The sequence below is a fragment of the Bacillus sp. CH30_1T genome, assembly GCF_008364765.1.
GTDB lineage: Bacteria > Bacillota > Bacilli > Bacillales > Bacillaceae_B > Rossellomorea.
Genome location: NZ_VTUY01000009.1, coordinates 131,330 through 153,392, shown reverse-complemented (window position 1 = coordinate 153,392; position 22,063 = coordinate 131,330). Strand labels below are relative to the sequence as shown.

The following is a 22,063-nucleotide window of genomic DNA, read 5'->3' as shown; positions in this document are numbered from 1 at the left end:
CAGGCCAGCAACCTTATTTAGTTTCCATCATGGATATATATTCCTTCACCACTTCATAGACATACTCCTGGTTCGCAGATGCGGTTTCAGGGTTGTATGCTCCACCATTTGTCTTGTTATTGGACAGTACACGGATTCCCAGGAATGCTACATCATAAGCACCTGCAATCTGTGCTGCTGCAGCCCCTTCCATTTCCTCTACAGAAGTACCGTATTTCTCATGGAACCATTGAATGCGGTCCACTTCATTATTCCACACGTCGGCAGAACCGATGGTACCTTCGACGATCTTTCCATCGGTGTATGTATCCTTTACTGCTTTGGCAGCTTCAAGTAAGTCCTCGTCACCATCGTAGTATCGGATTTTCTCAGCATTTGGATCTTCCCCTGCACTGCCTTCAGAAGCCATTAAGTCCATCGGCTTCCAGACAGTTGGATCAATTCCTTCTTTATCAGCTTTATCAGCTGTTTTCAATGAACCCAGGTTAACGGTTCTTTCTCCTAATACGATATCAAATACATGCAATTCAGGGTCATGACCACCTGATGTTCCTTGGTTGATGATGGCGATCGGATCGTATTTCTCAATGGCTACCGCAGTAGCCGCTGCCGTGTTTTCCATACCTTTACCGGTTTTGGCAACGATGACAGGATAATCATCAAGCGTTCCTATGTAAAAAACAAATGATCCCGATTTTTCTTCTTTCACATTCTCTAATTTTCCTGCAAACTTTTCAGCTTCAATCGGCATTGGACCTTGAATCAGAATGGGTCTCTCTGCCTCTTCTTCCTTAGCTGCAGTCTGTGAAGTGGAACTGCATCCAGTAAATAAGGATAGTGCTAATACTGATAATGATACAAATAAAGCCAGTTTCTTTTTCATCACAATCTCTCCTTTTTCGTTTTTTCTTGATGGTGATATCTCGCTGTTTTGCCCAAAAGAAAAAGATCTAGAACATGTAGAGTGGTTTCTACTTTCCAGACCTTCGAAGTTAAAGTATACGTGATATTAAAGAATGTCCATCACAAAATGGCAACGGCAAAAAAGCCGTAAAACCGAATACTTTAACTCGTAGTCCAGTTCTTATAATGGGAACCAGGTAGAAACACTCAGACCATATTACCGAGGATATACGAGTACGATATGTAATTAGTACAGTATTAATATAACAAACTCCCTTTCGATAATCAACCAAAATCCGAATTTTATTCAAATATTTTATTTTAATGTTCGTGTTTATGCGACCCCTCCCAACATTACCAGCATCTTGATCACTCTTTGATTTGATATATAAATAGAGAATAATATAATGAAAGAACGTTACACAAAAAACAATGGGGTGAAAAACATGAAAATCGGACTTATTGGACTGGGGGATATCGCCAAGAAAGCCTACCTGCCAGTTCTCTCTGAAAAAGAAGGAATCGAACTCGTGCTTTGCACAAGGAATCCCGAAACCCTTAATGCTCTTGCAACTAAATACCGGATCAAGGAACAGGTTCAGAGTGTTGAAGAACTGATTGCTAACAATATTGACGCAGCATTTGTAAGTACGGCTACTGAAGCCCACTTTGAAATAACGGAAAAACTACTCGAGAATGGCATCAGCGTTTACATAGACAAGCCGATTTCCTTGAATTTTCACGAAACCGAAAGAATCGTTCAGCTCGCAAAAGAAAGGGACAAAATTGCCATGGTCGGTTTTAACAGACGATTCATACCAAAAGTGAGAGAACTTAAAGAACAAGGCAAACCGAGCTTCCTTCTTATGCAAAAAAACAGATACGCTTTACCTGATTACGTCACCAGGTTCGTCGTAGAAGATTTCATCCATGTTGTAGATACTCTGCGATTCTTAATGGACACTGAGGTCCAGGATGTAAAGGTTCAGTATCTAAAAAAAGATGACATGCTCCACCACTTAGTCGTCCAGCTCATCGGCGAGGAGTGCACCTCAGTCGGGATCATGAACCGGGACGGCGGTGTGACGGAAGAAATCATCGAGTACTCCGCAGGCCATCATAAATATGTCGTCAACAGTCTCGTTGAAACGACTCATTATCATAATAAAGAAGTCCGCCTTTCTTCATTTGGAGATTGGGAGCCTACCTTATATAAACGTGGGTTTTATGATTTAGTGGATCATTTCATAGAGTGTGTGGAAAATGGTACAACCCCTGACCCATCGATTGAGGATTCACTTGTTACCCATGAGATTTGTGAGAGGATCGTCGGGATGATTGAATAGTAGAACAGACAGAGGGGAAAGGGGATGTTGGGATATGGAATGCACCTGTCCCCCCTTCCCCTTTTCTAAAACAAAGGGTTTTTCTCTATTTGCAACCAATGCTCAGACTTCTCAATCTCTCCAGCCAATTGCAACAGCAAATCCTCTCCGCCTTTTGCTGCCATCACCTGGACTCCGACCGGCAGCCCTTCAGAAGTTTGATGTATCGGAAGTGACATGGCCGGCTGCCCTGTTAAATTGGCCAACTGTGTAAAAGGGGTACGCATCAGGTTTTTCTGTGCTATCTGATCAACGATTCCTATCTTTTTCAACAGTCTCCTAAGTCCCAATTTCCCTATTGAACTGATCAAGAATTTCTCTGATTGGGTCGGTTCCAGTTCTCCTATCTTGGCTGGTGGAAAAGCTGCTGTAGGAGTAAGGTAGAAATCATACGTTTCATGAAATGTTTCCATTTGATAAGTTGCTTTGTCCCACTCCCTAATACTCAGGATAAATTCTTCAGCAGGAGTGGCCTTTCCAATCAACCCCAGGATCCAGGTGGAGGGTTCCACATCAGCGTAGGTAGCTTTTCGTCCCAGCACTTCTTCTAACGAAGTTAACAAAGCAGCGGTTTCACCAAAATACATGGTTAAAAAACTTCTCGCGATTTTATGTCCATCCACCGGCACCTCTCTTTCTTCCACAAAATGACCCATGGACTCTAGTAATTTAGCAGCTTTCACAACAGCCTTTTCGCACTCGGGATGAACTTCGGTACCTATGGGAGAAGCTATGGAATAGGCAATCCTTACTTTCTTGCCTAATGGAGTTTGCGATGCTTCCATGTATCTCCCTTCAAATGGTGGGGCATAGAAAGCCGCAGACTTTTCATAAGTTCTTAATTCATCCAGCATGGCAGCGCTATCCCTGACCGATCGGGTTAAAACATGCTCAACAGAGGCCCCTTGCCATGTTCTTCCGTAGGTTGGACCAACAGGTGTTCTTCCCCTTGTTGGCTTCAAACCAAATAACCCGCAATAAGCAGCCGGGATTCTGATAGATCCCCCACCATCGTTGGCACCCGCGATCGGAACAATGCCGGATGCTACCGCAGCAGCTGAACCGCCACTTGAACCTCCAGGCGTATAATCCAAGTTCCACGGATTTCTTGTCGCACCGTGATGTGAAGGTTCAGTAACAGCCACTAAAGCAAATTCAGGCACATTCGTTTGCCCCAGAATAACCACACCTGCTTCCCGCAATCTCCTGGTGTACTCTGCATCTTTCTTCGCTCGGTAGGTTCGAAGTGATCTTGAACCTGCTGTCATAGGCTCCCCTTCTATTTCCTGAGTGATATTTTTCAATAGCATCGGTACACCCGCGAATGCTCCAGTAAGCTCTTTGTCTGCAACCTCCCTCGCCTGTTCATACATTTTATGAATCACTGCGTTCAACTTCGGGTTGTGGGCTTCTGTTATTTTAATGGCCTCTTCAACCAATTCTTTAGGATGAACTTCTTTTTTCTTCACTAATTCTGCGAGCCCTAAACCGTCGTAATTTTTATAATGAAAACCTCGCACCCTGCTCACCCCTATTGACTATCTATCTATGACTTTCTACATAATGGGAAAATATCCTTTTTTTAATAGAAATCAATAACACTGTTGACAAAAAAAAGACGGTAGTCACCCAATACAGTAGCACCTATGATTGAGGGCGGCGTCTTTATTAGAGTTTACCTGCCGATGGATACTGGTGTAAAAGACTCAAAAACCTTGCTTTAGATCAAGGTATGACAATGGTCTCAATCGTCAACTATTTAAAGAATGGAGTCATCAGAGATTACTTCCATCAAGATTAAATCGGGAAATCACCTGAAGACTTGCTGATAAAAGAGACGTTTTCTATTAAATGATAGTAGAGATAATAATAGAAAAGCTCAAGTGATTGAATCACTTGGGCTTTTCTATGTAAGTGCTATTGTCTATCTCCATCTCTTTGCCAACGCCTCAATATGACCCGGATTCGTTCGGCAGCAACCACCAATGATACGGGCACCTGTCTCGTACCAAATTTCTGATTGCTCATCAAACGAGCACCACCCTTCCTCCCCATGCCACGTTTTAGTCTCTGCATTGTAAGTCTCACCTGAGTTCGGGTACAGGATGATTGGTTTGTCAGTGTTTCTGCTTAGTACGCTTATCGCTTTATTCGCCGCAGGCATCGGTGTACAATTCACACCAATCGCAGCGATTTGTTCATCATCATTGAACTCGCGCGCGCACTCCTCAATCCACGTTCCATCACTTATCGAATCACCATCCTTTAATGAAAAAGACAGCCAGGCACAGGTATCCGGAAATGCTTTCAAAAGAGAAGCTAGCACCCTTGCTTCCTGTAAGGACGGGATGGTTTCGAACGCCAGCAAATCAGCGCCTGCCTCCACTAATGCCTCGATTCTTGGAAAATGGAAATCTGCTAAATGTTGATCACATACTCCATAGTTACCATCGTATTCAGAGCCGTCAGCAAGGTATGCCCCGTAAGGTCCTACAGAACCTGCAACGATTGGTTTCGGCCGATTCGAATTTTCCATCTCTTCCTTCCAAAAGTTATCCCTGGCCTGTTTGGCAAGAGTAACCGTTTTCTTGATTAATTCCAGCGCTTCGGGTTTCTCTATTCCGCGCTTTCGAAAACCATCCACCGTTGCCTGGTAGCTGGCTGTAATCGCACAATCAGCTCCTGCACGGAAATAATCGGCATGAACCTTTTCAATCGATTCCGGACTTTCAAGGAGTACACGGGCAGACCAAAGGGGATCATTTAAATCACAGCCATGGGATTCCAGCTCTGTGGCTAATGCTCCATCTAAAATAAGTGGGGAATGTTTTTGTAAAATAGCATCAATGGGATTTAGCTTCAGTTGATTCGACATAACCTTTTCCTCTTTTCTTAACGTATTGTGTGAGATAATAGCTTCCATAACAAATGGCGATAAACGGGATTCCGCAATAAAGGGCTATCCTCTGAGTGGGATCAAAGGCAATGCCGATACAGGAAGCGAGACAAAGCAGGAATGACGCAATGGGAACGAGTGGGTATAGCGGCGTTCGATAAGCAAGGTCTTTCACATCGTTTCCTTCCCTTATGTACTGTCTACGAAATAGAAATTGGGCTGCACTAATGCTCATCCACACGATCACTACAGCAAGTCCTGAGACAGAAACCAATACGATGTAGACCGTCCCCGGTGCAATGATGCTTGAAAGCAAGGCCAGCCCCCCTCCAAGCATGCTGCAAACTATCGCATTGAGAGGGACTCCCCGATCAGTCAATTTGGCAAAAACCGGTGAGATCATTTGCTTATCAGCCAGTGACCATAGCATTCTGGAAGAAGCATACAGACCGGAGTTTGCCGCTGATAAAATGGCCGTTATAATCACAAAATTCATGAAATCGTCGGCATACGGGATTCCAATCCCTCCGAGCACCGCTACGAAAGGACTTTCTAATACACCGGCTGACTGACTCGGCAATAAAGCAGATAATACTACAATCGTCCCTACATAAAAGATGATCAATCTCACAAGCGTGGTGCGGATGGCTTTAGGAATCGATTTTGATGGATCCTCTGTTTCTCCCGCTGCGACCCCTATCAATTCTGTTCCTGAAAAAGCAAAATTGACGGCAAGCATGGTCATCAGAATGGCAAATGCTCCATTCGGAAACAACCCTGAACTTGTGATATTCGAGAAAAACGGAGCGGGCTCTGAATGACTGAGAGGGATGAACCCGACGATCGCGCCTACCCCAATTACAATAAACGCAACGATCGCAATCACTTTTACTAAAGAAAACCAAAATTCAGATTCAGCAAAAAACCGGACTGACAACGCATTAAGCCCAAAAATCAACGCAGCAAAGACTGCGCTCCAGATCCATACACTAATCGAAGGAAACCAACGCTGCATCATCAAGCCAGCCGCCGTAAACTCCGACCCCAATGCCACTGTCCATGTCAGCCAATATAACCAGCCCACCGTGTACCCGGTCCCAGGTCCAATGAACTTTGCAGCATAACTATGAAAGGATCCTGTTTCTGGCATGTAGACAGAAAGCTCACCTAAACAAAGCATCACAAGATACACCACCAGCGCCCCAACCAAATAAGCAAGGATCGTCCCAAATGGTCCTGCCTGATGAATCGTATACCCCGAACTCAAGAAAAGCCCGGTTCCGATCACCCCTCCAAGAGACAGCATCACTAAATGACGTGTCTTCATCGCTCTTTTAAAACTCTGTCCTGCGTTTCCCATCAAAAACACCCTTCCTTCTAAATATATTGTGGAATGAGTGGACAAACAAAAAACGCACCCTGAACGAGTGCGTCACCGACAAATAAAAGATTGCTCCTATCTATCGGGGTTTGAATCACCCGCTGGAATTAGCACAGTATCTTCACAGACCTGTTGCTGAGGCTTCAAAGGGCCAGTCCCTCCACCTCTCTGGATAAGAAATATGTAGATTTTTTAAAACTCTATCAATATATTGGAATAATGTCAAGACCATGAAACTGCTGGGTAGCCCATCCTATCTGAATGTTACATTGAGGAGTAAAAAGGGAACAACTATATTAAAAAGGAGAAACCGCCATGCCAGAAGGTCCGGAAATCAGACGAGCCGCAGATTCAGTTGAAAGTGCTATTAAAAGTAAAACCGTGGAAGATATTTATTTTGCCTTCCCTCATTTAGAAGACTACGGGGATCTGCTAAAGGGGTCACTCGTGACAAGGGTGGATACGAAGGGAAAAGCCATGCTCATCCGCTTTGACAATGGGTACACCATCTACTCCCACTATCAACTTTACGGGAAATGGTATTTCAGAAACACATATTACTATCCGAAAACAAACCGCCAGCCGGTTGGCCATACATAATGAGAATAAATCGGCACTTCTCTATAGTGCATCTGATATAGAGGTTCTTCGTGACGAAGAAATGCCCGGGCACCCATTCGACTCTCTCAAAAGTGGGACCCGATCTTTTAAGCGAAGAGGTATCAGTAGATGAGCTGATGGAACGGATGAAGGACAAACGATTCCGAAACTACGGGACTCGAAGGAAAACGCAAAAAAGGTGTCTTTGCCTTTCAAGGCAAAGACACCTTTTTCATATGAAACGCCATTTCTAACTCATAATACCAAACTACCTGTCATTATTCCGTACTCCGGTTAATCACTTCCTTCATGGAAACACCTTTCAATTTCCGATGATTCAGCCATAGGGATACATAATACGATGCAAGGATGATGAAGAAGCTGATAAGGATACTTATCCAATCCATCTTTACGGGAATCGTCACATTCATCTCTGAGGTGATCGAATTCATAAAGGCTGAAATCGATACGAGCGTTACGGGAATACCTATCACATATCCAAGGATGATAAACCAAATATTGTAGCCTATCATCATGTTCATGATTGATTTCTCCCGATAACCGATGACCTTCATGAGTGAAATTTTGAATGAATTTTCTTCAATTAATAAGGAAATCAAAATATAGATGATGATGACAGCAATGATTGCAGCGACAAAGGCAATCGCTGCTACTCCATAGTTCAATGGCTTGATCATTTCCTTGAATCCGTCAATCGTATCGGATGATTTGGTTGTCGAAACGATCTTTTCTTTCGGTAGCGTGAGTTCTTTGTTTGAATAAACCTCCGTATAACTTCCTGAAGGATAGTCATTTAATTGGTTGAATTCCTCCAGAGGCATATAGATCATATTTCCAAGATACGATTCTGCGATGTGATCAATGGTGAGATTAAAAGATTTGTTCGTCAATTCATTTGTCACATGAATCGAATCTCCTTCTTGAATCCCTAATTTATCCGAGAGTGATTTATTCATGATGACTGAATTGACCTTAAGCTCTCCCCCGTTGGAGTCCTTTAATCGAATGGCTCTATTATCTGATTTCAGGCCCGTAATCGTCAAACTCTCCTTATCTGTGGTAAAAGGGGCCACAGCTCCGATCTGTCCCGATTCAGGATTGTCAGTCTGTAGAGCTTTGAATAGATAGCTATACTCATAGTCGTACACTTGTTGAAAATTATCTGTTACCAGGTACTCCATCGAGTTCTTCGTGACGAATCCGAACAACAATAATAATGTGGCGAACATCACACCGCTGATCAAAAAGAGCGCCCTTGGAAGGTTTCGCATGATTTCCCGGATCACGAACTTCCGGCGGAACGGCAGCTTCTTTAGTTTAAATAACCGCTCCATTCTGCTTACTTTCACCTTTCGTTCCCCACCTTTTATTAAACTTACGGGCGGGATCTTCAAGACACGTTGAACCAAATAATAGGTTAACGGGATGAACAGAACAAGTGGTAACAATAAGCTCGTAAGCAAATAACCCACATGTGGCTTCACTTCTAATATAGGCAGATTATAATAAGCCGCAAAAGTTGATAGCAATGGATGCAAGCATATCCAGCCAAGGATCGTGCCCACGACACTCCCTGAGATGGCAAGAATCCCTGCATAGGAGAGATAATGACGGATAATTTCCCTTTTCCTGTAGCCAAGGGCATACAATGTACCGATTTGCACATATTCCTTTTTCATTAAACGCCACAATAATATGAGAATGATCACCATACTAATGAACAAAATGCCTATCGGAAGAAATTGTCCCATCTTTTTGACGCCGGCAATATCCCCTTTGATGAAGGAAATGCGATTATTTTCTTTTTTATCTGTCCATTTGATGATCTGATTCGTTTGATTGATTTGCTTCTTCAGTTCTTCTGGGGAGGCAACTGAAAGGCGGACACTATAGTAAACCTGATGATCTTCCCATTTTGATACAACAGATTGTTTCACGACCGCGACACCGAATGCATCAGGATTTTTCAGAAAGCCCGTTTCTTCCTGTAATGGATAGATGTAATCCGGGATCGCCATAAATCCTGCAACACGAAATGTTTCCCCTCCCAGTTCAACCTCGTTTCCAATCGAAATGTCATGAGCTTTGGCAAAACCTTTATCCACTAAGATATCCCGCTCCGAGGACAGGTTTTCACCTTCCACGACAGAGTGGAGATTGACATCCTCAGTGGCATCCAACATCCTGAGTGTCGTATCTTTACTGTATGGGACATCCGCTACATACCTCTCGTCAATTTCGGCCCCATTCTGTTTTTCAATTTCTTTGATATCTTTCAAAGGCTGTTGTGTAATGAATTGAGCATCTTCAACCTTATTCTCCTTAAAAAACATCTGTAAATTATCAATGAGATTCGTTCCAGCTGAGGTAAATGAGTAAAACACAATGGAGCTGATCACGATCAGAAACCACGCAGAGAAAAACTGCGCCTTCTTTTCCATAATGGTCCGAAAGAGTTTTTTTCGAAGAGGCATCACCACTCCACCCCTTCAGCAGAAGTTTGATGTTCATTGACCAAGTCGGATTCAATTTTCCCATCCTTAAGTGTGATGACCCGGTTCGCCATGCTTTTGATCGCTTGATTATGTGTAATGATGAGGACTGTCGTGTTAAACTCTTTATTCACTTTCTCAATCAGCTGCAAAATTTCTTTCGATGTGCCGGAATCCAAAGCTCCCGTCGGTTCGTCACATAATAATAGTTTCGGAGCTTTCACGACAGCACGGGCGATCGATACTCTCTGCTGCTGCCCTCCGCTTAATTCACGCGGAAAGCGATCCTCCATCCCCGACAATCCAACGGCATCAATCACCTCTGGAATTGACAATGCCTTTGGAGTGAGATTCGCCGTCAATTCGATATTTTCATAGACCGTTAAATTCGGGATCAGATTATACATTTGAAAGACAAATCCAACTTCTTCCCGTCTATAATCCACGAGGTGACGATCATTCAACTGGGTGATATCCTTCTCATTGATTTTGATACTTCCGGAATCAATCCCATCAATGGCGCCAATGGCATTCAACAAGGTGGATTTCCCCGAACCGGAAGGACCGAGAATGACGACAATTTCCCCCTCCTCCACTTGTATGTGAATATCCGTCAGAGCTTGAAAGGTCGTTTGGCCGCTTTGATAGGTTTTATGAACTCCATTGATACTCAAGATGCTCATCTTCATTCCTTCTTTCCCGGTTTTATTTTCCCTTCAAATAAAAATCCTATATGCCTCGCCAGCTGTTCCTTGTACTCTTCGTGACTCATGGATTCGTTATACATGTAAAACATCGTATCCGACATGGCTGCACTAAAGATGGCATACGCCGCTTCCTGTGGGTCAACCTTGACGAGAAAACAATCTGAATGGCTTTCGATCATAAACATGACCCAATTCATCATCTCTTCATCAATTCCGAATAACCCCTGCCTCAGGCGGATGCTTTCCTCCACTTCCTCCGTCATCACATGAAATAACTCACGCCAAAACGATTTCGGATAATGCTGGAAAAACTCAGCGAAGCCATGCATGGCTCCAATCACACTCTGTACTAAATCACCTTCATCCTCGTATGGATCATCGAGTGCCCCCTTCATCTCCTCGGCTTCTTCTGTAAAAATGCGGATCAGCAATGATCCCTTAGAAGGAAAATAATTATAAATGGTCCCGGTTCCTACCCCGGCATCCTTTGCAATTTCAGCCATCGATGCCTGTTGGTATCCCTTCTCAGAAAAAATATGTTTCGCCGCTTCCATAATGTTCTGCTGTGTTTGCCGTTTTTTATCTTCTCGTAATCCTGCCATATTGTTGTTCCTCCCAAAATGTGAACACGTTCATTTATGAATCTATTCATATTTTAGTTGGTATTTTTTTGAATGTCAAATAATGCCTGCCCCAACACGTTAATTGAGCTAACGCGTTGGGGCAGGCCTGGTTTCATATTTATCGGGCGGGACGAACGGCTCTCTTCAATTCTCTCGCCGCTTCTGTGATGTTTTCGGCACCTGATATGGCTGAGATCACCGATATTCCGTCCGCACCAGCATCGATGACTTCTTTGGCATTCATTGAGCTTATGCCTCCAATCCCCACAATCGGGATAGGAATATCGTTTATTCGAAAGCTTTTGATGATGTCCAATCCATGAATTTTGACTGTGTCGTCTTTTGAAAGGGTGGGATAGATGGGACCAAGTCCTAAGTAATCCGCCCCATCGGCAATCGCTTGCTGGGCTTCGGCAAGTGTATGAGTGGAAACCCCTAGCCATTTGTGACCGATTTTTTCCCGGACGATACTTGCCCTTTCATCTTCCTGACCGATATGAACCCCATCAGCCTCAATGGCTATAGCCAATTCCACATCGTCATTTATGATAAAAGGGATCCCGGCGTCCTTACATACCTTCTGCAGTTTTTCTGCAAGTTTCAACTTTTCCTGTCCTTCTAAGGCACCCAAGCCTTTTTCCCGGAATTGAAAAAGAGTTATCCCACCTTCTATTGCTTGTTCTAACACATAGACCGGATCTTTCAGGCAGTTTGTACTACCCATAATAAAGTAAAGAGTAAGAAAATCCTCTAATCGTTCTCGTTTATCCATCATTTACTTTCACCTAATGTCTTCTTATTATAAGCCCAATGATTCGTCGGACCATGACCATTCCCAATACCAAGCGGGTTTTCAATGGCTGCCCGGATAAACGTTTTAGCCGTCTTGACCGCTTCCTTGATGTCCATTCCTTTAGCCAATTGAGCAGTAATCGCAGCCGAGAAGGTGCATCCTGTACCATGGGTATGAGATGTCTCGATTCTCGGTGAGATCATTTCCTCGAACGTAGTACCATCATAAAAGAGGTCGATCACCTGCTCGCCATCGGCATGTCCACCTTTTATGACGACTGATTTGGCACCCATTTCAATCAGCATCTTAGAGGCATCTTTTCGATCGTCCAGTGTTTCAATCTTTATCCCGGTGATTACTTCTGCTTCAGGTAAATTAGGAGTAATGACAGCAGAAAGCGGTATTAATTGTTCCTTTAATGCGCGAATAGCTTCATCTTGTAAAAGTTTGGCTCCGCCTTTTGCGATCATGACAGGATCCACCACAAGATTCTTCCAGCCATAATGATGGATTCGTTCACTTACCGCCTCAATGACTTCACCGGTATGCAGCATGCCCGTTTTTGACGCATGGGGTACAAGGTCTTCGCCAATCGCATCCAATTGCTGAACGATTCCTTCCATGGAAACTGGATACACGCCTTGAACGCCTAATGTGTTTTGAGCGGTTACGGCAGCGATGACCGACATCCCATAGGAACCAAGCTCCTGGAATGTTTTTATATCTGCCTGAATACCGGCTCCTCCTCCACTATCTGAACCTGCTATCGTCAATGCCTTATATACAGTCATGATACTAACACCTTTCCTCTTTAGATTCTCTCTACTTTTGCAAGTGCAGCATCTTCTTCACGAATGGAGGAAAGTTGATCGATGAATTCAATTTGAAAACTTCCCGGACCCTTTTCCGAAGTGACACCAGCTGCTTTTTCTGCTGCTATTCCATAAGCAGCAACTGCCGTTACAGCAGCTTTTAATGGATCTTTCTCAACGGCTGCAAACGCACCGATGACCGATGATAATAAACAGCCGGTCCCGGTGACCTTCGTTAAGATCGGATGACCATTCGCCACTGAATAGGTTCCTTGCCGGTTTGAGATGATATCGATTTTCCCGGTTATGACAACGGTACAATCCAATTGCGCCGCCACCTTTTGGGCTAATTCCACCGTGTCTCCTCCATCCGAGCCGACGTCTACACCTTTGATTGACCATTGTTCTCCTGCAACATGAGCCACTTCAGCTGCATTCCCTCTTAAGATGGAGACGTTTATTTTATTTAGGATTTTCCTTGCCATCTCGGTGCGGAATAAAGTTGCCCCTGCTCCAACCGGATCCAAAATAACAGGTACCCCTTTTTCATTTGCCGCTTTTCCAGCGATGATCATGCTATCGATGATGTCTGTCGATAAGGTTCCAATGTTAAGGACAAGGGCCCCTGCTAACTTCGCCATATCCCCTACTTCTTCTTTCGCATAGGCCATCACCGGGGATGACCCGATAGCAAGCAAACCATTGGCCGTAAAATTCGTGACCACTACGTTCGTTATATTATGTACTAATGGATTTTCTTCTCGTACTTTCTGAACTAAATCATACATTCTAATTGTTCCTCCTTTGTCATTATGAAAGAAAGACGGGACCTGCCCCTGATATGCTACTACTATAGCATATCAGGATTGAATCCAAATGAGAAAACACTTCAATTCGAGAACAAAAAAAGCCCATTCCATCTGCTTTCTGCCAGACAAAATGGGATTCTCTTATTCTACATTCCGTATTTCTCCCGATAAAAATCATGCTTCGGCTGAAACAACTCTTCATCAGATTGTCTGACGTCGGAGAAATGATCCACGTTATAATGACCATTTAAAGCCTTGTTGTGGTGCTGGATAATTTGTTCAGCCTTTAACACGGATGAATCCTTCGTCGAGTGACCATCTGCTACCAAGGTTACGTCCAATCCATTAACCGTTGCATACCGAACAGCGGTGTCGATACAATATTCCGTTTGGCATCCCATGATTACGACATGTTCGACCTTTTTGTCTTTTAAAAAGCTTAGTAATGGCGTACTATAAAACGAATTGGTTGCTAATTTATCATACACAGCGGCATTGTCGGGAACTTGGATATCCTTGTGAACCTGAAATCCATCACCTTCCCCGCCACCGACATCCTTATCCCGTATAAAGACGAGATGAGCACCCGCTTCGGTTGCCTTTTGGATGACCCGATTAATGTTTTCAATCAGCCTTTCTTTTTGAAATACGGCTTGTTCCCCTTCATTTCCTTCGATTAATTCCTGCTGGGCATCAATCACGAGCAATGCTTGGTTCAATAGAAAAACTCCTTTATCTCCATTTTTTTTCATCTATCTTTGAATAGTTTCGACTTATCAGTGAGAAAGTCCTCTTACACTCAAAAATAATGCAGGAAACCTTTTGGGCTTCCTGCAATTAGTTCATTCTTCATGTACCGCAATACGTTCTGTAAGCACGAGCAGATGGTTCAGGCAGTGTCGTGTACTCGCACTGTTCTTTTGTGTACTGATATGGATTTTTAAGAACCCCAAGCAAACGCTCCATAACCATGTAATCACCACTTTCCACCGCAGCTTCCAACGCTTCCTCCACACGGTGATTCCGGGGAATCACAGCTGGATTGTGCTTTCGCATTAACTGATGAGTTGCTTCCTTCGATTCTTCTTGCCTGTTAAGTCTTCCTTCCCAGCGTTCTTTCCATTGAATAAATTCCGGATTTTTTAACAGATCGATTTCTTCTTCATTTGTTAATGAACGGAATGTATTTGTATAGTCGGCTCTATTCTCTTTCAATAAACCCAGAAGGTCTTTTGCAAGGGATTCGTCCCCTTCTTCCTCGTTGAAAATACCGAGTTTCCCTCTAATTCCTTCGAGCCAGTGAGCTTCATACAGTTTAGGAAATTCCATCACAGCATCCTGAGCAAGCTTCAGTGAATCTTCCTGTTCATTGTGAAGAATCGGCAAAAGACTTTCAGCAAATCGGGCAAGATTCCAACCGGCAATTTGAGGCTGATTTCCATAGGCATAACGCCCTCCGGTATCAATGGAGCTGAATACCGTTGCCGGGTCATACGTATCCATAAAAGCGCATGGTCCATAATCAATGGTTTCTCCGCTGATCGTCATGTTGTCTGTGTTCATCACACCATGAATGAACCCGACCATTTGCCACTTGGCAATGAGTGCAGCCTGGCGCTTGATGACTTCTTCTAGCAGGTATAGATAACGGTTCGGTTCATTCATACCTTCCGGGTAGTGACGCTCCACCGCATAATCAGCCAGTGCGCGGAGATCTTCTACAGTTCCAAATTTGGAAGCAAACTGAAAAGTACCGACGCGAAGATGACTTGCCGCTACTCGGGTCAGGATCGCACCCTGCTGTTCTGTTTCCCGGTAAATCGTCTCACCGGTTGTCACCACTGCCAAGCTTCGGGTAGTCGGAATCCCAAGTCCATGCATGGCTTCACTGATGATGTGCTCCCTGAGCATCGGTCCAAGTCCTGCGCGACCGTCCCCACCTCGGGAATAAGGGGTTCTCCCTCCACCTTTGAGCTGGATATCAAAACGCTCACCTGATGGGGTGATCTGTTCACCGATCAGGACCGCACGACCATCTCCCAGCATATTAAAATATCCAAACTGATGCCCGGCATAGCTCTGAGCAAGAGGCTGAGCGTCTTCTGGTATTTCATTCCCGGAAAACAACGCTTCTCCCTTTTCTCCAAGCAATTCTTTGACGTTGAGTCCGAGCGTTGTTGCGACCGAATCATTCAGAACGATCAGCGTCGGATCACTGACTGGAGTCGGATCTTGCCTAGTAAAAAAAGATTCGGGCAAGTGTGTATAGCTATTTTCTATGTTCCATCCTTCGTTTCTCTTTGTCATAGTATCTCCTTCTTTTGAATTTGACTTATTTTCATCATAGATATTCTTCATTGTCACATTCTCTCTACTATAGTTTACACATGATGTGGATTGTACACCAATAATACAAAAGGTGCCTGCCCTTGTGAGGGTCAGACACCTTTAGAAGTGGGACAAGAAACTTGTTGTTCGCTCCGTCCCTATTATTTATTTAATGTCAAGGTCGCTACACACTCAACGTGCACCGTTTGAGGGAATAAGTCAACAGGTTGAACACCATCCAGAGTGTATCCGAATGGTTCAAGCTCCTTGATATCCGTCGCGAATGTATCCGGATTGCATGATACGTATACAATACGTTCCGGCTTGGCACGTCCGATACGTCTCATGACTTTCCCGCCTGCACCAGAGCGTGGAGGATCTAGCATCAATAACTGTGGATGACCGAAGCTCTCCAGCATTTGGTCAATTCCTTTTCGAGCATCCTTGGCAAGGAATGTCGTGTTTGAGATACCATTATCTTCCGCATTACGTTTAGCCGACTCAATCGAACTTTCCACGATTTCAATGCCGGCAAGTTCTCCGACTCTGCTTGCGAATGGAAGAGAAAACGTCCCCACTCCACAGAAGAGATCGATCATTTTTTCTGTTTTCTTCGGTTGTCCCATTTCAATCGCTAAGTCAACGAGCTTTTGAGCTTGTGTAGGATTCGTCTGGAAGAACGTATCAAACCAAAGACGGAAACGGTATCCATCCATTTCATCATAAATAAAGTCACGACCAGCTAAAAGATGAATTTCTTCTGCTTGCGTCCGATCTGCCCATGCCGTATTTTCAAGCCACAATAAGCTTTTGACCTGAGGAAATTTTTCACCTACGCGGGCAACTAAGTCGTCCACTGCTTCCTGATGATTTTCAGGCGCCTCAGTCCCAAACAGACCAAGCATCAGTTCACCCGTTACAAACGATTGACGAACCATTAAATGACGAAGTAACCCTTCGTGCTCGTCCTTGTTATACCCTTTTAATCCATGATCCCTCACCCAATCGGCGACTTCCATTGTCGCTTCCACCATTTCTTCACTTGCGATCAAGCAGGTTTCAAGGGAAATGACCTTACGGAAATTCCCTTGCTCATGCAGTCCAAGGGCACCTTCAGGAGAAAACGTAAATTCCATCTTATTGCGGTAACGCCACGGATTATCCATCCCCATCGTATCCCGTACCAGGTCAGGATTAAAGCCCTGCTCTTCCAACGCATGCTTCACATGATCCGTCTTCTGCTTTAACTGACCGTCATAATCCCAATGCTGCCATACACATCCACCACAGCGATCAAAGTGCGGACAAGGTGCAGGGATTCTCTCAGAGTGGGCTTCGACGATTTCATCCGGCATTGCCTTTCGTCTACGGCGATCAGGCTGATCCACCGTCACTTGCACCCTTTCCCCAGGTAGGGTTTGAGGAATCGTCAGCCTTAACTTCTTCGGATTGCCGAGCTCATTCTCCCGCCAGACCACAGCCTGCCCTGACCCTTTTTGATCCAAATCTTCTATTGTAACAACCATGGTTTCTGGTTTGATATTCGTCAATTTCTGGTCCTCCTTGAAAACTTCTGTCTAACTTTATACTTTATTAAAAATGGAGGTTGAATGCAACAGGGATCTGTCCCTCCGTCTCTAAAACCAGGACTTAACCAGGACTTGTACAGCTTCTACCAGTTGTTTCTCTGTTAGACTCGCAAATCCCAATAGCACGGTGGCATGATCACTGCTTCCATTCAGTTGATTGGTGGAACACTCAAATTTTGTCAGTCACCTTTCTGTCGCTTCCTTCAAAGGAGGAAAAGACATATATACAAGAGAACATTGTATAGAGAAACAAAATATGAAAATGCGATTGATTATGAATAAAAAAAGAGAGGTGTGAAGTCTGTGCTGGCATTTATCCTGATCGTATTCATGATGTTTCTGATCCCGGGTCCCGCCGTTTTTATTACGATTTCCCAAACAATGAAAGGTGGAAGGAAAAGTGGACTCCTTACTGCTCTGGGAATCGCGGCTGGCGACTTGATCCATACCCTTGCAGCGGTGGTGGGACTATCCGCCATCTTGATGACATCGGCCCTTGCTTTCGAAATGGTGAAATACGTGGGTGCAGCTTATTTAATATATTTGGGCATTAAGACATTCACCCAGAATTCAAGTAAGACAGTAAAGCCCATTGAGAAACGGCGGATGGCCAACCTTTCCTTTCGCCAGGCATTGGTCATCGAACTGCTGAACCCAAAGACAGCCCTTTTCTTTCTGGCTTTTTTACCACAGTTTATACAAAGGGATGGCCTACCCGTCAATATGCAATTATTGATTCTGGGATTGACCTTTGTCCTAATGAGCATCCTGTATACTTCTTCTCTCGTATTTCTATACACAGCCATTGGAGAAGTATTCTTCCTCAATAAAAAAAACAAAATAAATTGGCTGGGGAAAGGAATCGGAATTGTGTACATAAGCCTCGGATTGAAACTGGCCTTCCAATCACGCGGGTCTTAGGGACAGGACAAAAAATGTGCCTTATCCCTGTTATGTTGATATTCTTCAACATGTAAGGGTCAAGGCACACTTTTTTCCGGATCGTTAATGGGGACAGTGAACATATCCCCCGCCCCATTGCGGACTTGTTAATAGGCTTTGTAACGTCCGAATTCTCCTGTTATATAAGCTCTTCTGCCGTTGTAGATGACTTCCCAGTAGCCCGAACCGCTGTTTTTACCTTTAAGGGATCCTGTGATGGGAATCGTCATGCCCTTTGCGATGGTACCCAAGTCCTTTGATGTCAACCGGTCAGGGCGATCCTGTATGATGGCGGCATTCGCCACCCCCACGACTGTGATTTCCCCGATGGCGACAGGTCCTGATGAAGGCGGCGGTGAGGACCCTCCGGTAGATTGACCGATTCCTTCCACCTTCACAAACTTCGGGGCTGCTGTTACATAATACACATGTCCCCTTGAGTTCTTGACCTCATACATATAAGCACCTTCCACCTTAAGCTTCCGTATAATCTCTGGAAACCCATATCCGTACTTCAGAGTGCCTGCACGGTAGGTATCCCGGAAGGTCGGCTTACTGTAAAAGTCCAGTCCTTCAGCACCTCTATATATGCTCTCCACCCGTTTCCCGATAACATCCTTGCTTATCCCAGCTTCAGGAGGTACCACAACGCTTCCTGCAGCCACGTAAGGAACGCCGAAAAAATCACATATCCCACGAGCCTGCTCCCTTGCCGATTCCCTTTGAAATTCTTCATTGATCATGAGCAGGGCTTCTCTCTCATTATCCATAAATCCATTCTCCACAAGCACCGCAGGCCCATTGAACTCCCTTGTCATATGAAGATTCTGCTCAATGATCCCGCGATATACCTGCCTGGTACCCTCTTTCAAGTAATTCGCTATGCTTTCAGCGAGCCTTCTATCCTGGTCATCATTGAAATATATATGAAGGGAATGCCCTTCAGCATCTTTTCCCGGACCATCGAATTTTCCATCAAAGGCATTAAAGTGGTTGGAAACCAAGGCATTGGCTCTCTTAGAATTGGCTAAGTCCGTTCGTGACTTTAATGGTGTATCCTCATCAGTTGGAGCGGTCAGGATAGTCCTGAATCCGCATCTCTCTAATTCAACTTTCAAAAAGAAAGTCACTTTCTCATTAAACTCATTTTCACGGATCTGTCTGCCAAGCGATTGGATATAAGGTGTACGTTTTCCCGCTGTTCCGATCCCATGACCATCATCTAAAGCTATTAAAAAATCACTTGCTTTTACCATTTAATCTATCACCCCTTCTACTAGTAAAATATTCACAGCTTGTACAAATGGTCACGGCTGGATAAAAAAGCACCAGTACCTGACTCCAGAAGACAATTTGTCGATATTCACTTGATCGAAAGGGCGATGTTTCTAGCATCACATAGCTGATTATGCTATTATCCTGGATTTCCCTCATTCCGGATACAACAAAAAAAGGTGCGCTGGCTCCAATGCTGGAATCAGGCACCTTTTTTCATTTACAACGTAACAGGACATCTAAACTGTCCCCCGTACCACTTACTTCGCTTCCAATCGACTGATCCGATCATCCAGATCAGGGTGAGTCGAGAAGATCGCTGATTTTCGTCTCCCGTTGATTTTCAATGTAGAGATGGCTGTGTCATCTTCACCCTTCATACGACTTGAGTATGCTTTTAACATTTGCAGGGCGTGGACCATTTTATCCTTACCGGCAAGGTCCGCTCCACCACGGTCAGCGTGGTACTCACGATGACGGGAATAAGCAAAGACGACTAAACTTCCCAAGATTGAGAAAACGATCTGGAATACAATCACAGCGATGAAATGCACGATTGGTGCCATTTCTTCCCTTGCAAATCGGGACGCAATCCATGCGGCGATTCGTGCCAGGAAAACGACAAAGGTGTTGACTACACCTTGCAGTAAGGTCATCGTCACCATATCCCCGTTCGCAACGTGGGCCACTTCATGGGCAATGACACCTTCAACCGCGTCATCATCCATTTCACGAAGTAATCCTGTCGAAACGGCAACGAGTGATCGTTTCTTCGAAGGACCCGTCGCGAAGGCATTCACTTCAGGAGAATGATAGATTCCCACCTCAGGCATGTGCACTAAACCAGCCGCTCTTGATAGACGGTGGACTTTCTCGACAACAGCACGTTCCTCAGAAGATAGAGCTCCATCCGGCTTCAATACTTGTACACCCATCATTCTCTTCGCCATCCAACGTGACATGGCCAATGAAATGAATGATCCGGAAAAACCGATGATCGCACTGAATATTAATAATGCACCGAAATCAATTCCGCCTGAGGCAGTGATGTAGTTCCCTGCGCCCGTAACGGAAAAAATGATACTAATCGTCAATAATACTAAAACGTTCGTTAAAAGGAAATAAAATATACGTTTCCCCATCTTGTCTCCTCACTCTCATTTCAAGTTCATATGAACCTGTATCTAAAATTATTATACGTCCTTTTCAGGGAAAATACAAGTAAAAGGTGAAATTGACGAGACCCCACTGAACCAGTAGTATAGAAGAAGATATTGTAAAAGAGACGGGGTAATCATGATGAGAACGTTTATACTGACACGTAAAAATATGGCCGACCTGCTGCTATCTCTGAGCGGCATAAACAGCAGGTCCCCCATCAAGGTGCTTCAGGATGCCTGGATGAATCTACATAAAGAAAACGACCTCCCTCCCATCATTCAAAAAATCCTCAAACTAGCAAAAGGAGAAACCGGTTTTTCACTCAATGAGATCGTCTCCCTGGGAAATCTGATCGAATTCACCAACTTTCCCCAAAGCACTGTCCAGAACTGGGTGAAGCGTGATGTGAAAGGGTTGATCGGTTCCCCGCAGCTGGGAAAAAAATATACCATCGAACAAGCCGCCATGCTGTTCATCGTCGAAGACCTCAAAGCTACTTTGGATTTCGAATCCATCCGGAAGATCTTGGTCCTGGTGTTCAACAACATAGAAGACCGTACGGATGACATCGTCAATCCCACAGATCTTTACCTTGCCTATGCATCGGTCTTTGACCAGATCCACCATCAATCACTGCCGACGATGAAGTCTTCCGCTTCAGGTTCTGTCAATGAATTAATCGATCAATTTATTCATCAAGAATGTATAACCATGCTATCCTCCTTAAACGGGATCAAGGAAGAGAATCTAAAAATTGTCCTGAATGTCCTAATCATATCCGTGCTAACGGTACAGGCAGGATTTTATCAGGCAGCTACGAAGAAATATGTGACGGATGCATTATCTTAACATTTTAGAGGGACGGACCTTCATTTTTGCAAATGAAGGCCCGTCCCTCTTGATTCTTTTATCAAAATGTTAGGTCCGTCCCTCTCTTGATTGAGTTAAAGAGAGTTCACTCTTCAGTTAGGATTTCTACTCTGATCTCTTCCAGTAAATAAAAAACACATATAACATTCCTAACAAAAGATATGTATTGAAAAAGGAAAACATCTGATTAATGAACCATACTTCTATCCCATTCGTGATGATGGATAGGAAGGTCGTAACAATGAAGTAGATGACCACGTAACTGATTACCCCTTTTACTCCTTTTCCAACCCTTTTCTGAATCCATGTTCCAATCCGAATGGGTAGGAAGAAAATGCTTTCTAATTCTCTGTTCATTTATTGCTCCTTCTTTTTGTACAGTATCATAACTCCGTAATCAAATTTAGTCATTGAAAATTTAACATCTATTATTTCAATGGACTGATTCTTCCAAGAAGTCATTCACTTGTTTATTC

At 44.1% G+C, this 22,063-nt stretch carries 20 protein-coding genes and 2 riboswitches; of the genes, 4 read left to right on the top strand and 16 right to left on the bottom strand.

Annotated elements, in window-relative coordinates; genetic code table 11:
* Positions 1 to 13 precede the first annotated feature (13 nt).
* A complete protein-coding gene (locus F0342_RS18830) occupies positions 14 to 883 on the bottom strand; it encodes a 5'-methylthioadenosine/S-adenosylhomocysteine nucleosidase (RefSeq protein ID WP_149157388.1) in 870 nt (289 codons plus the stop codon).
* A gap of 170 nt (positions 884 to 1,053) precedes the next feature.
* A riboswitch (purine riboswitch) is annotated at positions 1,054 to 1,157 on the bottom strand.
* Positions 1,158 to 1,310: 153 nt separating this feature from the next.
* Between F0342_RS18830 and F0342_RS18825 the strand changes: the two genes are divergently transcribed.
* Positions 1,311 to 2,249 (top strand): Gfo/Idh/MocA family protein, encoded by a 939-nt coding sequence (locus F0342_RS18825; RefSeq protein ID WP_262481809.1) that lies wholly within the window; start codon positions 1,311 to 1,313, stop codon positions 2,247 to 2,249.
* 65 nt (positions 2,250 to 2,314) lie between these two features.
* Here the strand turns inward: F0342_RS18825 and F0342_RS18820 are convergent, their stop codons facing one another.
* The 3 genes from F0342_RS18820 to mmuP form a co-directional block, all read right to left on the bottom strand.
* The gene (locus F0342_RS18820) at positions 2,315 to 3,808 is read right to left on the bottom strand and encodes an amidase family protein (RefSeq protein WP_149157387.1); all 1,494 of its coding nucleotides are present in this window, start codon (positions 3,806 to 3,808) and stop codon (positions 2,315 to 2,317) included.
* A gap of 404 nt (positions 3,809 to 4,212) precedes the next feature.
* Positions 4,213 to 5,163 carry a homocysteine S-methyltransferase gene (gene mmuM, locus F0342_RS18815; protein WP_149157386.1) on the bottom strand — a complete coding sequence of 317 codons (951 nt, stop codon included), beginning with the start codon at positions 5,161 to 5,163 and terminating at the stop codon, positions 4,213 to 4,215.
* A complete protein-coding gene (gene mmuP / locus F0342_RS18810) occupies positions 5,132 to 6,544 on the bottom strand; it encodes an S-methylmethionine permease (protein ID WP_149157385.1) in 1,413 nt (470 codons plus the stop codon). The genes mmuM and mmuP overlap by 32 nt, the downstream gene beginning before the upstream one ends.
* 93 nt (positions 6,545 to 6,637) lie before the next feature.
* A riboswitch (SAM riboswitch) is annotated at positions 6,638 to 6,744 on the bottom strand.
* 136 nt (positions 6,745 to 6,880) lie between these two features.
* Between mmuP and F0342_RS18805 the strand changes: the two genes are divergently transcribed.
* Positions 6,881 to 7,165, top strand: coding sequence for a DNA-formamidopyrimidine glycosylase family protein (locus F0342_RS18805; protein WP_395940704.1), 285 nt, complete (start codon positions 6,881 to 6,883; stop codon positions 7,163 to 7,165).
* 278 nt (positions 7,166 to 7,443) lie between these two features.
* Here the strand turns inward: F0342_RS18805 and F0342_RS18800 are convergent, their stop codons facing one another.
* From F0342_RS18800 to rlmD, 9 genes are all read right to left on the bottom strand, one after another.
* Positions 7,444 to 9,627 (bottom strand): ABC transporter permease, encoded by a 2,184-nt coding sequence (locus tag F0342_RS18800; RefSeq protein WP_188048613.1) that lies wholly within the window; start codon positions 9,625 to 9,627, stop codon positions 7,444 to 7,446.
* 32 nt (positions 9,628 to 9,659) lie between these two features.
* Positions 9,660 to 10,361 (bottom strand): ABC transporter ATP-binding protein, encoded by a 702-nt coding sequence (locus F0342_RS18795; protein WP_149157383.1) that lies wholly within the window; start codon positions 10,359 to 10,361, stop codon positions 9,660 to 9,662.
* A gap of 2 nt (positions 10,362 to 10,363) precedes the next feature.
* The gene (locus F0342_RS18790; RefSeq protein WP_149157382.1) at positions 10,364 to 10,987 is read right to left on the bottom strand and encodes a TetR/AcrR family transcriptional regulator; all 624 of its coding nucleotides are present in this window, start codon (positions 10,985 to 10,987) and stop codon (positions 10,364 to 10,366) included.
* 139 nt (positions 10,988 to 11,126) lie between these two features.
* Positions 11,127 to 11,783 carry a thiamine phosphate synthase gene (gene thiE, locus F0342_RS18785; protein WP_395940703.1) on the bottom strand — a complete coding sequence of 219 codons (657 nt, stop codon included), beginning with the start codon at positions 11,781 to 11,783 and terminating at the stop codon, positions 11,127 to 11,129.
* Positions 11,780 to 12,592, bottom strand: coding sequence for a bifunctional hydroxymethylpyrimidine kinase/phosphomethylpyrimidine kinase (gene thiD, locus F0342_RS18780; protein ID WP_149157381.1), 813 nt, complete (start codon positions 12,590 to 12,592; stop codon positions 11,780 to 11,782). Before thiD ends, thiE begins: the two co-directional genes overlap by 4 nt.
* A 20-nt stretch (positions 12,593 to 12,612) precedes the next feature.
* Positions 12,613 to 13,401, bottom strand: a complete 789-nt coding sequence (gene thiM, locus F0342_RS18775; RefSeq protein ID WP_149157380.1) for a hydroxyethylthiazole kinase — start codon at positions 13,399 to 13,401, stop codon at positions 12,613 to 12,615.
* A gap of 167 nt (positions 13,402 to 13,568) precedes the next feature.
* The gene (locus tag F0342_RS18770) at positions 13,569 to 14,141 is read right to left on the bottom strand and encodes a cysteine hydrolase family protein (protein ID WP_149157379.1); all 573 of its coding nucleotides are present in this window, start codon (positions 14,139 to 14,141) and stop codon (positions 13,569 to 13,571) included.
* 130 nt (positions 14,142 to 14,271) lie between these two features.
* A complete protein-coding gene (locus F0342_RS18765; protein ID WP_149157423.1) occupies positions 14,272 to 15,729 on the bottom strand; it encodes a protein adenylyltransferase SelO in 1,458 nt (485 codons plus the stop codon).
* A gap of 182 nt (positions 15,730 to 15,911) precedes the next feature.
* The gene (gene rlmD, locus F0342_RS18760; protein ID WP_395940705.1) at positions 15,912 to 17,276 is read right to left on the bottom strand and encodes a 23S rRNA (uracil(1939)-C(5))-methyltransferase RlmD; all 1,365 of its coding nucleotides are present in this window, start codon (positions 17,274 to 17,276) and stop codon (positions 15,912 to 15,914) included.
* 366 nt (positions 17,277 to 17,642) lie between these two features.
* On the opposite strand from rlmD, the gene F0342_RS18755 reads away from it, so the two are divergent.
* A complete protein-coding gene (locus F0342_RS18755) occupies positions 17,643 to 18,260 on the top strand; it encodes a LysE family translocator (protein WP_149157377.1) in 618 nt (205 codons plus the stop codon).
* A gap of 128 nt (positions 18,261 to 18,388) precedes the next feature.
* Here the strand turns inward: F0342_RS18755 and F0342_RS18750 are convergent, their stop codons facing one another.
* Together F0342_RS18750 and htpX are read right to left on the bottom strand one after the other, a co-directional pair.
* Positions 18,389 to 19,537, bottom strand: coding sequence for an N-acetylmuramoyl-L-alanine amidase family protein (locus F0342_RS18750; RefSeq protein WP_149157376.1), 1,149 nt, complete (start codon positions 19,535 to 19,537; stop codon positions 18,389 to 18,391).
* A 279-nt stretch (positions 19,538 to 19,816) separates the two neighbouring features.
* A complete protein-coding gene (gene htpX / locus F0342_RS18745) occupies positions 19,817 to 20,698 on the bottom strand; it encodes a protease HtpX (RefSeq protein ID WP_149157375.1) in 882 nt (293 codons plus the stop codon).
* A 157-nt stretch (positions 20,699 to 20,855) separates the two neighbouring features.
* Here htpX and F0342_RS18740 point away from each other — a divergent pair, with 157 nt between their 5' ends.
* Entirely contained in the window at positions 20,856 to 21,566 is a 711-nt protein-coding gene (locus tag F0342_RS18740) for a DUF1836 domain-containing protein (protein ID WP_149157374.1), read from the top strand.
* 126 nt (positions 21,567 to 21,692) lie between these two features.
* On the opposite strand, the gene F0342_RS18735 is transcribed toward F0342_RS18740, so the two are convergent.
* Positions 21,693 to 21,944: a hypothetical protein gene (locus tag F0342_RS18735; RefSeq protein WP_149157373.1), complete on the bottom strand. Its 252-nt coding sequence runs from the start codon at positions 21,942 to 21,944 to the stop codon at positions 21,693 to 21,695.
* Positions 21,945 to 22,063 lie beyond the last annotated feature (119 nt).

Coding starts and splice junctions, on each gene's coding strand:
- F0342_RS18735 (WP_149157373.1), bottom strand. CDS start 21,944: ATGAACAGAGAATTAGAAAGCATTTTCTTCCTACCCATTCGGATTGGA.
- thiE (WP_395940703.1), bottom strand. CDS start 11,783: ATGATGGATAAACGAGAACGATTAGAGGATTTTCTTACTCTTTACTTT.
- F0342_RS18795 (WP_149157383.1), bottom strand. CDS start 10,361: ATGAGCATCTTGAGTATCAATGGAGTTCATAAAACCTATCAAAGCGGC.
- mmuP (WP_149157385.1), bottom strand. CDS start 6,544: ATGGGAAACGCAGGACAGAGTTTTAAAAGAGCGATGAAGACACGTCAT.
- thiD (WP_149157381.1), bottom strand. CDS start 12,592: ATGACTGTATATAAGGCATTGACGATAGCAGGTTCAGATAGTGGAGGA.
- F0342_RS18825 (WP_262481809.1), top strand. CDS start 1,311: ATGAAAGAACGTTACACAAAAAACAATGGGGTGAAAAACATGAAAATC.
- F0342_RS18830 (WP_149157388.1), bottom strand. CDS start 883: ATGAAAAAGAAACTGGCTTTATTTGTATCATTATCAGTATTAGCACTA.
- F0342_RS18800 (WP_188048613.1), bottom strand. CDS start 9,627: ATGGAAAAGAAGGCGCAGTTTTTCTCTGCGTGGTTTCTGATCGTGATC.
- F0342_RS18750 (WP_149157376.1), bottom strand. CDS start 19,537: ATGGTAAAAGCAAGTGATTTTTTAATAGCTTTAGATGATGGTCATGGG.
- F0342_RS18790 (WP_149157382.1), bottom strand. CDS start 10,987: ATGGCAGGATTACGAGAAGATAAAAAACGGCAAACACAGCAGAACATT.
- rlmD (WP_395940705.1), bottom strand. CDS start 17,276: ATGGTTGTTACAATAGAAGATTTGGATCAAAAAGGGTCAGGGCAGGCT.
- F0342_RS18805 (WP_395940704.1), top strand. CDS start 6,881: ATGCCAGAAGGTCCGGAAATCAGACGAGCCGCAGATTCAGTTGAAAGT.
- F0342_RS18765 (WP_149157423.1), bottom strand. CDS start 15,729: ATGACAAAGAGAAACGAAGGATGGAACATAGAAAATAGCTATACACAC.
- F0342_RS18740 (WP_149157374.1), top strand. CDS start 20,856: ATGAGAACGTTTATACTGACACGTAAAAATATGGCCGACCTGCTGCTA.
- htpX (WP_149157375.1), bottom strand. CDS start 20,698: ATGGGGAAACGTATATTTTATTTCCTTTTAACGAACGTTTTAGTATTA.
- mmuM (WP_149157386.1), bottom strand. CDS start 5,163: ATGTCGAATCAACTGAAGCTAAATCCCATTGATGCTATTTTACAAAAA.
- thiM (WP_149157380.1), bottom strand. CDS start 13,401: ATGTATGATTTAGTTCAGAAAGTACGAGAAGAAAATCCATTAGTACAT.